Origin of the sequence: Embleya sp. NBC_00888 (assembly GCF_045207655.1) — a bacterium.
Taxonomy (GTDB): Bacteria; Actinomycetota; Actinomycetes; order Streptomycetales; family Streptomycetaceae; genus Embleya.
In genome coordinates, this window is the sequence record NZ_CP108784.1 from 2,348,482 (window position 1) to 2,361,782 (window position 13,301).

The window sequence follows — 13,301 nt, forward strand, 5'->3', positions numbered from 1 at the left end:
AACCCCTTCGCTCTCGTTCATCCGGGATTTTTATTGCCTGGGTCAAACATTGCCACGCCGAGAGGATGATTGACAGACCGTCAGTTCCGCTCCGGGCCAACTCCCGAACCACGATTGACAGTGCGTCAGGTCCTGCCTAGCGTCGGCGCCATGACCCGAACCGACGACTCCGAGGTACCCGACTACCCGGCCCGACTCCGACTCGACGGACGCGGCGTGGTCGTGCTCGGCGCGGGCCAGGGCATCGGCCGGCAGACCGCGCACGCGCTCGCCCAGGCGGGCGCGCGGGTGTTCGCGGTGGACCGCGAGCCGGACCTGGCCGAGGACGTCGCCGAGGAGGTCGACGGCCTCGCGTGGTCCGGCGACGCCACCTCGCGCGCGGACGTGACCCGGCTGTGGGCCGACGTCGAGGCACGGCTGGGTCGAGCCCACGCGATCGTCGACATCATCGGCATGAGCCGGTACGCCGACCTGCTCTCCACCACCGACGAGGACTGGACCTGGCACCAGGACATCGTGCTCCGGCACGCGCTGCTCGCGCTGCAACTGGGCGGCGCGCACCTGGCCGCGCACGGCGGCGGCGCGATCACCTTCGTCGCCTCGGTCTCCGGCCGAACCGGCGCCCCGATGCACGCGGCCTACGGCGCGGCCAAGGCGGGCCTGATCTCGCTGGTCCGCTCGGCCGCGGTGGAACTGGGGCCGAGCGGCGTCCGGGTCAACGCGGTCGCCCCCGGCGTGGTCTGGACCCCCCGCGTATCGGCCTACCTCGGCGAACCCGGCCGCGCCGCCAACGCCGCCAACGCCCCCCTGCGCGACGTGGCCCTGCCCGCCGACATCGCCGGTCCGCTCCTCTTCCTCACCGGCGACCTGTCCCGCTACATCAGCGGCCAGATCCTGACCGTGGACGGCGCGGTCGGCGCCAAGTTCCCCTACCCGCTCCCGGACATGGAGACGGCCCCGCACTGACGACGGCGCACCGTTCTCGCTCCTTCGGGTGAACCAAGATCACACTCAGGGCGACTTTACGCTGGTCGGATGGCATGCCGGGCCATTAGGCCATTCAGCTCAACGGTCGGTCTCCGCGGGGCGGGAATATGCTCTTCAGTAGCGGATTACACCTGAGGAGCGACTATGTCCGAGGCATTGATCGACGTCGACGAGGAAGCATTGGCCATAGTCGCTCGGATGTTGGGCACCACGACGACGCGCGACACGATCAACACAGCGCTGCGACGAATGGCCGCCGCCGAGATCGAGCGTCGCACCGTGGCCATCGAGCGGATAAGAGAACTGGTCGCGGAGGGGGCTCTGAACATGGAAGTGCTCGGGTTGCCCGAGGAGTACGAGCCCCCGAAGGACCCGCGGTGACCCAGGATCTGTATCTTGCGGACACCTCGGCGCTCGTCCGGTTCTACCGCAAGCAGACCAGCGAAGCATGGCACGAGCCATTCGCGGCCGGACGCGTCGGCTTGTGCGAACCGATCCGGCTTGAGTTTCTACGTGGCGTGGGTGGATACGCGGCATACGAAGCGCTCGATCAGCTCACCAGCGAGATGCTGCCCCACTTTCACGTACCGGATTCCGTATGGACGGAAGCCGCGGCGCTGCAACTCCGCCTCTGGGAGAAGTCACAACACGAATGCGCGAGTGTCGTGGATCTCGTGGTCTCGATCACGGCGGCCCGACACAACCTCGTAGTGCTGCACGCGGACCGCGACTTCGACGTCATCGCCAAGCTCACCGGGCAACCTGTCCGGCGCATCGACGCCCGTTGACGCTCACCTGAGAGGATGCCGAGGAGGCCGACGGCAGCAAGTGGAGCGAGGAGTACGCGGTGTCCGATGTACGGCGTGTAGGGGTGGTAGGGGCCGGGCTGATGGGGTCCGGGATCGTCGAGGTCTGTGCGAAGGCCGGGCTGGACGTGTTGGTGGCGGAGACCGGCAAGGCCGCGGCGGAGGCCGGGCAGGCTCGGGTGACCAGGTCGATCGATCGCGGGGTGAAGGCGGGCAAGCTCGCCGAGGCCGATCGGGACGCGGCGCTGGCCCGGATCACGTACACCACCGACCTGGGCGACTTCGCCGACCGGGACATGGTGATCGAGGCCGTGGCCGAGCTCGAAGAGGTCAAGACGCAGATCTTCGCCACGTTGGACAAGGTCGTGGTGCGCGAGGACGCGATCCTGGCGTCGAACACGTCCTCGATCCCGATCATGAAACTCGGCATGGCCACGACCCGACCGCAACAGGTCGTCGGGATCCACTTCTTCAACCCGGTGCCGGTGCAGAAGCTGGTCGAGCTGGTGCCCTCGCTGCTCACCGACGAGCGCACGGCCGCTCGCGCGGAGGCGTTCGCGGGCGAGGTGCTGGGCAAGACGGTGATCCGCTCGCAGGACCGCGCCGGCTTCGTGGTCAACTCGCTGCTCGTGCCCTATCTGCTCTCCGCGATCCGGATGTTCGAGTCCGGCTTCGCGTCGGCGGAGGACATCGACAACGGCATGGTGCTCGGCTGCGCGCACCCGATGGGCCCGCTGCGGCTGACCGACCTGATCGGTCTGGACACGATCAAGGCGGTCGCGGACAGCCTCTACGACGAGTTCAAGGAGCAGCTCTACAGCTCGCCGCCGCTGCTGCTGCGCATGGTCGACGCGGGGCTGCTCGGCAAGAAGAGCGGACGCGGCTTCTACCAGTACTGAGCCCGGCTCCCGGAACGCGCCTCGGGGCGGCCCCGCGTGGGGCCGCCCCGACGTGTGTCGGCGGGCTACGGCGTGCGCGCCTCGACCTTGTCGATCCGTACCGGAGCGGAGACCGAACCCGGCTCCGCACCCGCCGCGGGCGCCTGCGGGTCGGCCTTGGCCACCACCACCGCCTGCGAGGTCTGCAGCGGGACCTCCTTGATCAGCAGCACCGCGATCAGCGCGAGCAGGCCGAACGGGGCCGCGAACAGGAAGATGTCGCCCACCGCGTGGCCGTACGAGGCCTCCACGATGCCGCGCGCCGGCTCCGGCAGGTGGTGCACGTTCGGGATACCGGACCCGCCACCCGTACCGGACCGCAGCCCGGCGTCGGACAGGTAGCCGGTGACCTTGGTCGCCATCACCGCGCCCAGCGCCGAGACGCCGACCGCACCGCCCAGGCTGCGGAAGAACGCGACGACCGAACTGGCCGCGCCCAACTGGTGGACCGGCACCGCGTTCTGCACCGCGAGCACCAGGTTCTGCTGGAGCGCGCCGACGCCCATACCCAGCAGGAACATGTACCCGCCGAGCACCCACAGGTTGGTGTCCGCGCGGGCCGTGCTCATCAGGGCCAGGCCGATGGTCAGCGAGACGCCGCCCGCGACCAGGTAGCGCTTCCAGAAGCCGGTCGCGGTGATCAGCTTGCCGACCACGGTCGAGGCGATCACCAGGCCGCCGATCATCGGCAGCGTCATCAGGCCCGAGACGGTCGGCGACTTGCCGCGCGCGATCTGGAAGTACTGGCTGAGGAAGACCGACGAGCCCATCATCGCCAGGCCCACCGCGAGGCTGCCGAGCACGGCGAGCACGATGGTCCGCTCCTTGAACAACCACAGCGGGATGATCGGCTCGGCCGCCCGGCCCTCGACCCGAATCGCCAGGGCGATCAGCAGCAACGATCCGAACACCATCGCCGCGCTCTGCCAGGAGATCCAGTCGTAGTTCTTGCCCGCCAGCGAGACCCACACCAGGAGCACCGAGACGCCCGCGCTGATCAGCGTCGCGCCCAGGTAGTCGATGGTGACCTCACGCTTGACCACCGGGAGCTTGAGCGTCTTCTGCAGGATCACGATCGCGACCACCGCGAACGGCACGCCGACGTAGAAGCACCAGCGCCAACCCAGCCACGGGGTGTCCACGATCACGCCGCCGATCAGCGGGCCGCCGACGGTGGCCAGCGCGAAGGTGGCGCCGAGGTAGCCGCTGTACCGGCCGCGCTCTCGCGGCGAGATCATCGCGGCCATGATCACCTGCGCGAGCGCGGTCAGGCCGCCCACGCCGATGCCCTGGATCACCCGGCAGCCGATCAGCATGCTCGTGTTCTGCGAGAGGCCGGCCAGCGCCGAACCCGCGACGTAGATCACCAGCGCGAGCTGCACCAGCAGCTTCTTGCTGGTCAGGTCCGCGAGCTTGCCCCAGATCGGGGTGGTCGCGGTCATCGCGAGCAGCGTCGCGGTGACCACCCACGTATAGGAGGTCTGGCTGCCGTGCAGATCGGAGATGATCCGCGGCAGCGCGTTGGACACGATCGTGGACGACAGGATCGCCACGAACATGCCCAGCAGCAGCCCGGACAGGGCCTCCATGATCTGCCGGTGCGACATCGGTTCCGCCGATGCCTCCGCGGCCGGTGCGTTGGTCATGCCTTCCCCTTTTGCCTCTCGGATCCTCTGCGCCCGGACGCGGCTTCCCCACCCCCGACACTCGTTGCTTGTTACAACCATAGCGTGCTTTGTTGCTGCAAGCAACTTTCAAGAGATGGTCAAGTCGGCGCGCCTCTGTGTGATCGATCCGTCACGCAAATAGCATCGGGGCATGGCGAAGACCCCTCGATCCGGCGACGCGGGCGGCAACATCGGCGGCGTGTCCTACCGCACGATCGGCATCGCCGCGGTCGTCGTCCTGGCCGTCTGGTTCGTACTGGCCAACACCGCCTCGGCAACGATCCGGTTCTGGATCCCCACGCTGGCCGCACCGATGTGGATCGTCCTGGGCGGCACGTTCGGGGCGGGCGCGCTGGCCGGGTGGTGGGTGAGGGGAAACCGCGGCTGAACGGCCGGATATCCTGGCCGCATGCTTCGCTCCAGGCTGCGCCCCGCCGTGTCCGTGGCGAGCCTGGTGGCCGCCGGTCTGCTCGTGGCCGGCTGCGCGAGTCCCGGTTCGCCGACCGCCGAGCCCTCCGCGGGCACTCCCACCGGATCGGAGACCCAGCCCGTCGGCGACACCGTGTGCGCCGGCCTCCTGCCGACCTCGTCGGTAACCACGCTGCTGCCCGCGGAACCCGCCTTCACGAGCCAGGACCAGCCGCCGCTGGAGCACTATCCGGTACTGCGCTGCCGAGTCTCGGCGGGCGACCGGGCCTTCGTCGGCTCGGTGTACCTGTTCAACATGGCGGGCGCCGAACGTGTGCAGTTGCCGGGGCTGACCACGACCGGGTCGGCGCCGCTGGGCGACAAGGACCACGTTCTGTACGGCATGGCCGGTGCGGACGACGCTTGGCTGGTACAGAACTGCAAGGTGCAGAACGTCAAGGACCCGGTGCCGATGCTGGTGCGCGCCCGCACCATCGGGCCCGCCGGCGCGCCGAACGCGCCCGACCAGCGGCAGCAGTTGGCCGACCTGGCCGTCGAACTCGCCAATGGCGTGGCCAAGGTGGCCGGGTGCGGCTCCGAGCCGACCCCGCGACCCGGCGAGATCAAGCCCGCGAACGATCCGAAGCCGATCACCGACGCGCGCGTGTGCGGCATGCTCGACCCCGCCGCGCTCGGCCCGCAGGCGGCCGGTGAGCAGCGTGCGCGCTGGACCGCGGCCGCGACCCCCGAAGGCCCCGGCGCGATCCAGGGCTGCGACCTGTTCCTGGACGGCACGCGCGTGTTGTCCTTCGCCATCGTGCACGGCTACCTCGCCCCCGGCGCCGAGGTCCCGGGCGAACGCGCCATCCTGTCCGAGCGCTTGCCCACCGACGGCGTCCCCAACGACGCCCAGCTCGCGGGCACCGTCGAGGGCAAGGTGCTCGGCATGTGCGACGGCCACACCGTCGCCTACCAACTCAGCCGGCACAACGGCGAGGACCCTCCCGGCCTGACCCTGGGTCAACCCACCGAGACCTTCTTCAAGTCCTTCGCCAACGGGGCCTCCCAGTGGGGCTTCAAGTGCGAACCGATCGCCCCCGACGCCGATTGGAAGATCCGCCGCTGACCCCTGGCACGCCACCGTGCCCGGGAGCCCGGCGAGACGCCCACGACATGCCCCGACCCGATCCGGACGGATCCCACCGCCGGCCCACCGCCGCGCCCGTCGGGGCACGCCGCCCGGCCGCCACGACGCGAAAGACGAAGAGGGTGCCGCACGTCATTCGTGCGGCACCCTCTTCTCGGGTCACCCGATCACCTCGACCGATCGCGTCGGCCGATCGCCTCGGCCGATCGCCTCGGCTGATCGCGTCACCCATGTGAGCGACGAACCGTCAGCTCACACCCTCCGGTTCCCGAGTCGCGGCCGGCAACGACTGGGGCTGCGTGCCCTTGTCCTGCCCACCGTCCTTGTCCTGCTTCGGCTGCTCCCCGCCCGCGGCCGGAAGCCCGCCGAGGAACTTCTTCTCGACGTCCGGGTTCTCCTTCAGGTAGGCCTTGACCCCCTCGGCGGCGGCGTTCGGCTTGCCCTCGAAGTCGACGAAGACCTTCTTCTCCAGCGGCCCGAGTACCGAGTCGTCCAGTTTGAGGTTCTTCACCCAGGTGTTCAGCTCCGGGAAGTCCTTCGCGAAGCCCTTGCGACCGATCGAGCTGATCCAACCCGGCGCGCCGTAGGACTGCTTCGGGTCGGCCAGCGGCTTGATGTCGTACTTCGTGTACGCCCAGTGCGGACGCCACATCGTCACCACGATCGGCTTGCCCGCCGCCATCTGCCGGTCCAGTTCGGCGATCATCGCGGGCGTGCTGCTCTTGACCAGGTCGAAGTCGAGCCCGTACTCCGGGATCAGCTTCTTCTCGGTCAGGTCCATGATGTTCGCGCCCGGCTCGATGCCGACGATCCGACCGCCGAACTCCTTCTCGTGTCCCTTGAGTTCCTCGACCGAGTTGTACGGAAGGTTCTTCGGGATCGCGAGCTGCACATCGACGTTGTCGTACCACTGCCCGATCTCCTCGAGCTTGGACCCGTACTCGTCCATGTACTTCTTGTGCAGCGTGGGCAGCCACGCGTCCAGGAACAGGTCGATGTCGCCGCGCGCGATGCCCTGGAACATCGGGCCCACGTCGAGCTGCTTGAGCGTGACGTCGTAGCCGCGCTTCTCCAACAACTGCTTGTACATGTTGGTGACCACGACGTCCTCCTCCCACGGGATCCAGCCGATCGTGATCTTCTTCCGACCGCTGTCCGAGGCGCCCAGCCCGAAACCGCCCAGCAGCCCCGCCACCAGCGCGACCGCGACCACGCCGCCGACCGCGACGACCGGGCGCGGACGCCAGTCCAGCAGCCACTTGGGCGTGAAGCCCTCGGCGCTGCGCACGGTCGCGGCACGCTTGGCCCGGGCCTCGACCCGCTGACCGGCGGCGTTGACCGTACGGTCGAGGTAGATCGCGAGCACGACCACCGCGACGCCGGCCTCGACCCCCAGGCCCACGTTGTTGTTCGACAGCGCGCCGAACACCTCGCTGCCCAGGCCGCCGGCGCCGACGATGCCGGCGGTGACCACCATCGACAGCGACAACATGATGACCTGGTTGACGCCGGCCATGATGGTCGGCAACGCGAGCGGGAACTGGATGTCCTTGAGGATCTTCCACTCGCTGGTGCCGAACGCCTCACCGGCCTCGACCATCTCCGCGTCCACGCTGCGGATGCCGAGCTCGGTCATCCGTACGCCCGGCGGCAGCGCGAAGACCACGGTGGCCACGGCGCCCGGTACCTCACCGATACCGAAGAACGTGATCGCCGGGATCAGGTACACGAAGGCCGGCATCGTCTGCATGAAGTCCAGCACCGGCTTGACCACGGTACCCACGGCCCGGCTGCGCGCGGTCAGGATGCCCAGCGGGATCGCGATCAGCAGCGCGACCGCCGCCGAGACCAGCACCAGGGCCAGCGTGGACATCGCCGGCTGCCACATGTCCAGGCCGTCGATCAGCAGGAATCCGACCGCCGCGAGCAGCCCGAACACCGGACCGCGCACGGCCCAGCCGATCGCCGCGAACAACACGACGACGGCCGGCAGCGGCGAGTCCGTCAGCCAGTCGGCGAGATGGGTGATCGCGCCGCCCACCACGCTCTGGATGAAGTCGAACAACCACGAGAAGTGGTCGCGCATGAAGTCGACCAGGCTCTCAGCCCAGTCGCCCACGTGAATCCTAGGCATTGTCACGCACCTCGCCCTCGCCCACGACCGGCTCGCCGGCCGGCGCCGGGACGAACGAAGCGGTCGGGGCGGACCGCTCCGGCACGCCCGCCGTGCCCGTCGGCAGCAACTTCTCCGCCGGGCCCGCGGGCACCAGCATCTTGACGCTGCCGGTGTCGGTCACACCGAGCGTGCCCCCCTCGGCACCGCCCGATCCGCTCGGCGCGGCGTTGCCGAGCGCGGCCAACAGGCTCACCCGGGGGATCACCCCGACCAGCCGCATCGCCTCGTCCACCACCGCGAGCGGCAACCTGCTCTCCGCGCATGGCGTGAACAGCTCGGCGACCGGCGTCTGCGGGGTCACCGTCACCACGTCCAGCGACGGATCGGGCTGGATGCTGCGATCGCCGGTACGCGCGGCCTCGGTGACCGCCGCGTCGGTGACCGCGCCGAGCAACCGGCGGCCGTTCTCCCTGGTATCCACCACGAACGCGGCCGTGGTCTGCGCCTCACGCATCGTGCGCATCGCGACCCGGGGCCCCTCTGCGCAGGTCACCGTGGCGCGCGAGTCCTCCATGATCGAGCCGGCGGTCAGCACCCGGGTGCGGTCCACGTCGGCGACGAAGGACGCCACGTAGTCGTTGGCCGGGTCGGTCAGGATGTCCTCGGCGGTGCCGATCTGGACCACCCGGCCGTCGCGCATCACCGCGATCCGGTCGCCCAGGCGCATCGCCTCGTTGAGGTCGTGCGTGATGAACACGATGGTCTTGTGCAGCTTCTCCTGGAGCTCCAGGAGCTGATCCTGCATCTCGCGGCGGATCAGCGGGTCGAGCGCGCTGAACGACTCGTCCATCAGCAGGATGTCGGCGTCCGTGGCAAGTGCCCGGGCCAAACCGACCCGCTGCTGCATGCCGCCGGACAACTCGCCCGGCGCGGACTCCTCCCAACCGGCAAGGCCGACCAGGGCCAATGCCTCACGGGCACGCCGATCCCGCTCGGCCGCCGGCACACCCTGCACGGACAGGCCGTAGCCGGCGTTCTCCAGCACCGTGCGGTGCGGGAACAGCGCGAAGTGCTGGAAGACCATGCTGACGCGCCGGGCGCGCACGTCGCGCAATTCCTTGGCGGGTAGCGAGGTCAGATCCCGGTCGTCGATGTAGACGGCGCCGGCGGTGGCGTCCAGGAGACCGTTGAGCATCCGCAGCAGGGTCGACTTGCCCGAACCGGACAGGCCCATCACCACGAATATCTCGCCCTCGGCGACCTCGAACGAAACGTCGATGACGGCCGGGGTGGCATTGCTCTTGCGTACATCGTCACGGCTTTCGCCGGCACGGAGCCGTTTGACCGCGTCGTCGGCACGTCGGCCGAAAATCTTGTACAGGCCTTCGGCCTTGAGTCTGGACACGCATACCTCGTCATTAGGGCCGCGGGGGAACGGAACCGCTGACTTCGGTTCCGGGCCGGAGCACCGCCGTGATGAGGGCACCGGCGCCGCGGGCTGCGGATGCGGGAGTACGGCCGCCGCAAAAACGTCACGGCAGCGGCGCACGTCCGGGGTCGAACGCCTTTTTCAGGGGCAGCCCGAAAAAGTTGTATCCCGCATTTGTTACCGGGCGTGACTTGCCCGACTGATTCGGATGAGAAACATATGGAGATTCTCATCTCATTAACGCGTTCGCATATGTCCGAATTGATGCACTAATCACCCGATCGACACACGGCCTTTCGGTCGTGATCGCACGGTGATCATGACGTGATCACATCGACATACTCGTACCTCTCGGTCATCGATCGGTCATCGAACGCGCACCCGACGCCGAAACGTCGACGTCCACCGTCGCACACGGGCGTGCACTCCGGCGCCGTCCCCCGAATGGCCGTGGCGCGGCCGGGGCGCACATGCCCCATAGGGGTGACGTTACCGCGTTCTCCAGGTGACACAACGTCACCAGGCGGTAACGTCCCGGCGCGAGAACGCAGACGGCGATCCCCCACTGTCGCACGCACCCCTACCGATGGAGCCTTCCGTGTCACGCTTGCTCGACGTCAGCCCCGAGGTCCGCGCCGAGATCGGCGACGACGAGGCCGCCCGATTGGTGGCCGGGGAGACCGGTCCCCAGACCTACGCCTGCGCCTCCTGCCGCGGCGAGGGAGACACCACCTCCGTGGAGACCAGCGCGCTGTTGTACCTGGCCGAGGAGACCGCCGTGCTCGCGTTCGCGCACACGCGCTGCATCCCCTCGCAGGTGATCCCGGTGTCCGAGGCGGCGGTCGAGCCACTGCTCGCGGCGCAGGCCAACCCCGGCCTCGCCGTGCAGACGGTGGTGCCGGGTGGTCCGGTGCCGATCTCGATCACCGGCAGCATGGTGGTGTGCGCGGGCGTGACGTACGCGGCGCTGGTGGTCGAGCCGGGTGCGGCCGTGGCCCGTCCCGGCACTCCCGGCGCGCAGGACGAGTTCCTGTCGCTGCTCGGCGAGCGCGGGTTCGCGCCGATCGCCACCCCGGACGAGACGCTGCCGCCGCTGCTCGGCGGGTGGTCCGTGCAGATGACCGACGGCTACCTGACCGCGGTGCTCTTCCCGGGCGCGGGCGGACGGACCGAGGCGTGGTGGCAGGCGCAGAGCCCGGCGGAGGTGCCCGAGGCGTGGCTGAACGCGGCCAAGACGCACGGCGTGGTACTGCTGTTCGCCGCCCCGGTCGGCACGATCGGCATCCACACCGGCAACGACGAACTGGCCGCCGCACTCAACGAAGCGGGCCGGCGCAACCTGCTGGCCGCCGGATCGGTACCGGTCAGCGGCATCTGAACGAACGTCGGCGCCTCTGCCCGGCGGGGCGGTCGGGCGGGCGTCGCGGGTACGCACGGGAGGCGGCCGATTCCGGGTCGCCTTCCTTGCTCCGATAGCGTGCTGCGCCTATGGAGCACTACGACGCGGCCTACGGCGACGAACTGGTTTCCCACGACCGACGGCACATCTGGCACCCGTACGCGAGCACCGACGGCAGCGCGCCGCTGTTCCCCGTGGTCGGCGCCGAGGGGGTCCGGCTCCGGCTCGCCGACGGACGCGAGCTGATCGACGGGATGTCCTCGTGGTGGGCCGCGATCCACGGCTACAACCACCCCGTGCTCAACGCCGCCGCGCACGCGCAGGTGGACACGATGGCGCACGTCATGTTCGGCGGACTGACCCATCCCCCGGCGGTGCGACTCGCCCGCCTGCTGGTGGAGATCACTCCCGAGCCGCTGAACAAGGTCTTCTTCGCCGACTCCGGCTCGGTCGCGGTCGAGGTGGCGCTCAAGATGGCGCTGCAGTACCAGCGCGGACGCGGACGCCCCGAGCGAACCCGCCTGCTCACCGTGCGCGGCGGCTACCACGGCGACACGTTCGGCGCGATGTCGGTGTGCGACCCGGTCGGCGGCATGCATCACCTGTTCTCCGAGGTGTTGCCGGCCCATCTGTTCGCGCCGATCCCTCCCCCGGGGTTCGACACCGAGCCGACCGCCGCGGACACCGCGGCGATCGAGGACCTGCTGGGGCAACACGGCTCGACCATCGCCGCGGTGATCCTGGAGCCGATCGTGCAGGGGGCGGGTGGGATGCGCTTCCACTCCCCCGCGTACCTGCGTCGGATCCGCGAACTGTGCACCCGGCACGGGGTGTTGCTGATCGCGGACGAGATCGCCACCGGATTCGGTCGGACCGGCGAGCTGTTCGCCTGCGAACACGCGGGAATCGCACCGGACATCATGTGCCTGGGCAAGGCCCTCACCGGCGGCTACCTGACCATGGCCGCGACCCTGTGCACCGACGAGGTGGCCGACACCATCTCCCGCGGCGAGGGCGGCGCCTTCATGCACGGCCCCACCTTCATGGCCAACCCGCTCGCCGCGGCGATCGCGAGCGCGAGCGTGGACCTGCTCCTCTCCGGCCCCTGGCGCGAACGCGTCGCCACCCTGTCCGAGGGCCTGCGCACCGGCCTGGCCCCGGCCCGCGACCTCCCCGGCGTGGTCGACGTCCGCGTCCTGGGCGCCATCGGCGTCATCGAACTCGCCACCCCCGTGGACATGTCCACCATCCAGCCGGCCTTCGTCGAACGAGGCGTCTGGATCCGCCCCTTCGGCAAACTCGTCTACACGATGCCCCCCTACGTGATGTCCCCCGAAGACCTCACCACAGTCACCACCGCCATGGTCGAGATAGTCCGCACCCACACATAACCCCACCCCACCCACGTCGACCACCCATCGCCCAAGCGCGATTCCCCCGACGCATCACCGCCCCATCCGCGTCGACCACCGTCACCCAAGCGCGATTCCCCCGGCACGTCACCGCCCCCTCGACCCCCGCCCACCCCATCCGCGTCGACCACCGTCACCCAAGCGCGATTCCCCCCGGCGCGTCAGCGCCCCCGACCCAGCACGCCCCCGGTGATCGACGCGCGAAGCGCGGAGAGCGGCGGAGCCGCAGGTATGGACGGTGTGCCCCGGAGCGAAGCGGAGGGACACACCGTCCCGAGCGAGGCGCCACCTTTTTTCTCGGAGGAGCTTGCGGGGGAGAGAAAAAAGGTGGCGCCTCGCGAGCCGGCGACGAAGTCGCCCAACAAACAGCAACGCCGCGAACCCGACTCCGGCCCGCCACCCCACGCCCCCACCCACGACCCACCCCCACCCCCACCCCCCTCGCGACCCGGCGACGAAGTCGCCCAACAAACAGCAACCCCCAGCCCCCCGTCTCGTTGGACCCGATATGTTCAGCTTCGACGACTCCATCAGCAGCCGAGCCCTCGGCCACCCCGTGGTCGCCGTGGCCGCCCCCACGGCCCCCGCCCACGACGTCCTGACGCCGATCTACAACGCGCTGGAGACCGAGTGGCGGCGCATGTTCCGCGCCGTCCCGCACGAGCGCTCGAACGAGGACTACGCGGCGAGCCGCCCGTCCTACGGCGCGCCCGCCGCGCCCGCCGCGATCAGCCACTCGTACGCGCAGGACCCACCGTTCCCGAACTTCTCGCTGCCCACCCAGGGCAACTGCGCACTGCCCACCCAGGGCGGCTACACCACGTACGGCCGACACCGCGGCGCTTCCCTGGTGCCCGCCCAACCCCCGCGCGTCCCCGCCCCGCACGGCCACCTGCCGCTCTGATGTGCCCGACCGGACAGAGTCGGCGGGAAACGACGACGAGGGCCCGGACGCGATGTCGCGTCCGGGCCCTCGTGATGTCCGCCGTGCC

12 protein-coding genes are annotated in these 13,301 nt (G+C 69.6%); 9 read left to right on the forward strand and 3 right to left on the reverse strand.

Annotation, left to right across the window (positions count from 1 at the left end; all coding sequences use genetic code 11):
- Positions 1–150: 150 nt before the first annotated feature.
- The 4 genes from OG948_RS09270 to OG948_RS09285 all read left to right on the forward strand — a co-directional run bounded on the left by OG948_RS09270 (position 151) and on the right by OG948_RS09285 (position 2,692).
- A complete protein-coding gene (locus tag OG948_RS09270; RefSeq protein ID WP_406295364.1) occupies positions 151–966 on the forward strand; it encodes an SDR family NAD(P)-dependent oxidoreductase in 816 nt (271 codons plus the stop codon).
- A 165-nt stretch (positions 967–1,131) separates the two neighbouring features.
- Positions 1,132–1,368 (forward strand): type II toxin-antitoxin system VapB family antitoxin, encoded by a 237-nt coding sequence (locus OG948_RS09275; protein ID WP_406295366.1) that lies wholly within the window; start codon positions 1,132–1,134, stop codon positions 1,366–1,368.
- Entirely contained in the window at positions 1,365–1,775 is a 411-nt protein-coding gene (locus OG948_RS09280; RefSeq protein ID WP_406295368.1) for a PIN domain-containing protein, read from the forward strand. Before OG948_RS09275 ends, OG948_RS09280 begins: the two co-directional genes overlap by 4 nt.
- A 59-nt stretch (positions 1,776–1,834) precedes the next feature.
- Positions 1,835–2,692 carry a 3-hydroxybutyryl-CoA dehydrogenase gene (locus tag OG948_RS09285; RefSeq protein WP_406295370.1) on the forward strand — a complete coding sequence of 286 codons (858 nt, stop codon included), beginning with the start codon at positions 1,835–1,837 and terminating at the stop codon, positions 2,690–2,692.
- Between the two features lie 65 nt (positions 2,693–2,757).
- Here OG948_RS09285 and OG948_RS09290 read toward each other — a convergent pair whose 3' ends face one another.
- Positions 2,758–4,377, reverse strand: coding sequence for an MDR family MFS transporter (locus OG948_RS09290; protein ID WP_406295372.1), 1,620 nt, complete (start codon positions 4,375–4,377; stop codon positions 2,758–2,760).
- Between the two features lie 172 nt (positions 4,378–4,549).
- Between OG948_RS09290 and OG948_RS09295 the strand changes: the two genes are divergently transcribed.
- Complete coding sequence (locus OG948_RS09295) at positions 4,550–4,786, forward strand: LapA family protein (RefSeq protein ID WP_406295373.1); 237 nt, start codon at positions 4,550–4,552, stop codon at positions 4,784–4,786.
- Between the two features lie 21 nt (positions 4,787–4,807).
- Entirely contained in the window at positions 4,808–5,932 is a 1,125-nt protein-coding gene (locus OG948_RS09300; protein WP_406295374.1) for a hypothetical protein, read from the forward strand.
- A 268-nt stretch (positions 5,933–6,200) separates the two neighbouring features.
- On the opposite strand, the gene OG948_RS09305 is transcribed toward OG948_RS09300, so the two are convergent.
- A complete protein-coding gene (locus OG948_RS09305; protein WP_406295376.1) occupies positions 6,201–8,072 on the reverse strand; it encodes an ABC transporter permease/substrate binding protein in 1,872 nt (623 codons plus the stop codon).
- 7 nt (positions 8,073–8,079) lie between these two features.
- Positions 8,080–9,474, reverse strand: a complete 1,395-nt coding sequence (locus OG948_RS09310; protein ID WP_406295378.1) for a glycine betaine/L-proline ABC transporter ATP-binding protein — start codon at positions 9,472–9,474, stop codon at positions 8,080–8,082.
- Between the two features lie 622 nt (positions 9,475–10,096).
- On the opposite strand from OG948_RS09310, the gene OG948_RS09315 reads away from it, so the two are divergent.
- The 3 genes from OG948_RS09315 (at position 10,097) to OG948_RS09325 (ending at position 13,213) form a co-directional block, all read left to right on the forward strand.
- Positions 10,097–10,876, forward strand: a complete 780-nt coding sequence (locus OG948_RS09315) for a hypothetical protein (RefSeq protein ID WP_406295380.1) — start codon at positions 10,097–10,099, stop codon at positions 10,874–10,876.
- A 110-nt stretch (positions 10,877–10,986) separates the two neighbouring features.
- On the forward strand, positions 10,987–12,288 hold the full coding sequence (gene bioA, locus OG948_RS09320; RefSeq protein ID WP_406295381.1) for an adenosylmethionine--8-amino-7-oxononanoate transaminase: 1,302 nt from the start codon (positions 10,987–10,989) through the stop codon (positions 12,286–12,288).
- Between the two features lie 529 nt (positions 12,289–12,817).
- Positions 12,818–13,213, forward strand: coding sequence for a hypothetical protein (locus tag OG948_RS09325; RefSeq protein WP_406295383.1), 396 nt, complete (start codon positions 12,818–12,820; stop codon positions 13,211–13,213).
- Positions 13,214–13,301 lie beyond the last annotated feature (88 nt).

What these genes read in the sequence shown, in the direction of transcription:
- OG948_RS09270 (WP_406295364.1), top strand. Translation starts at nt 151, where the DNA reads ATGACCCGAACCGACGACTCCGAGGTACCCGACTACCCGGCCCGACTC.
- OG948_RS09275 (WP_406295366.1), top strand. Translation starts at nt 1,132, where the DNA reads ATGTCCGAGGCATTGATCGACGTCGACGAGGAAGCATTGGCCATAGTC.
- OG948_RS09290 (WP_406295372.1), bottom strand. Translation starts at nt 4,377, where the DNA reads ATGACCAACGCACCGGCCGCGGAGGCATCGGCGGAACCGATGTCGCAC.
- OG948_RS09295 (WP_406295373.1), top strand. Translation starts at nt 4,550, where the DNA reads ATGGCGAAGACCCCTCGATCCGGCGACGCGGGCGGCAACATCGGCGGC.
- OG948_RS09300 (WP_406295374.1), top strand. Translation starts at nt 4,808, where the DNA reads ATGCTTCGCTCCAGGCTGCGCCCCGCCGTGTCCGTGGCGAGCCTGGTG.
- bioA (WP_406295381.1), top strand. Translation starts at nt 10,987, where the DNA reads ATGGAGCACTACGACGCGGCCTACGGCGACGAACTGGTTTCCCACGAC.
- OG948_RS09325 (WP_406295383.1), top strand. Translation starts at nt 12,818, where the DNA reads ATGTTCAGCTTCGACGACTCCATCAGCAGCCGAGCCCTCGGCCACCCC.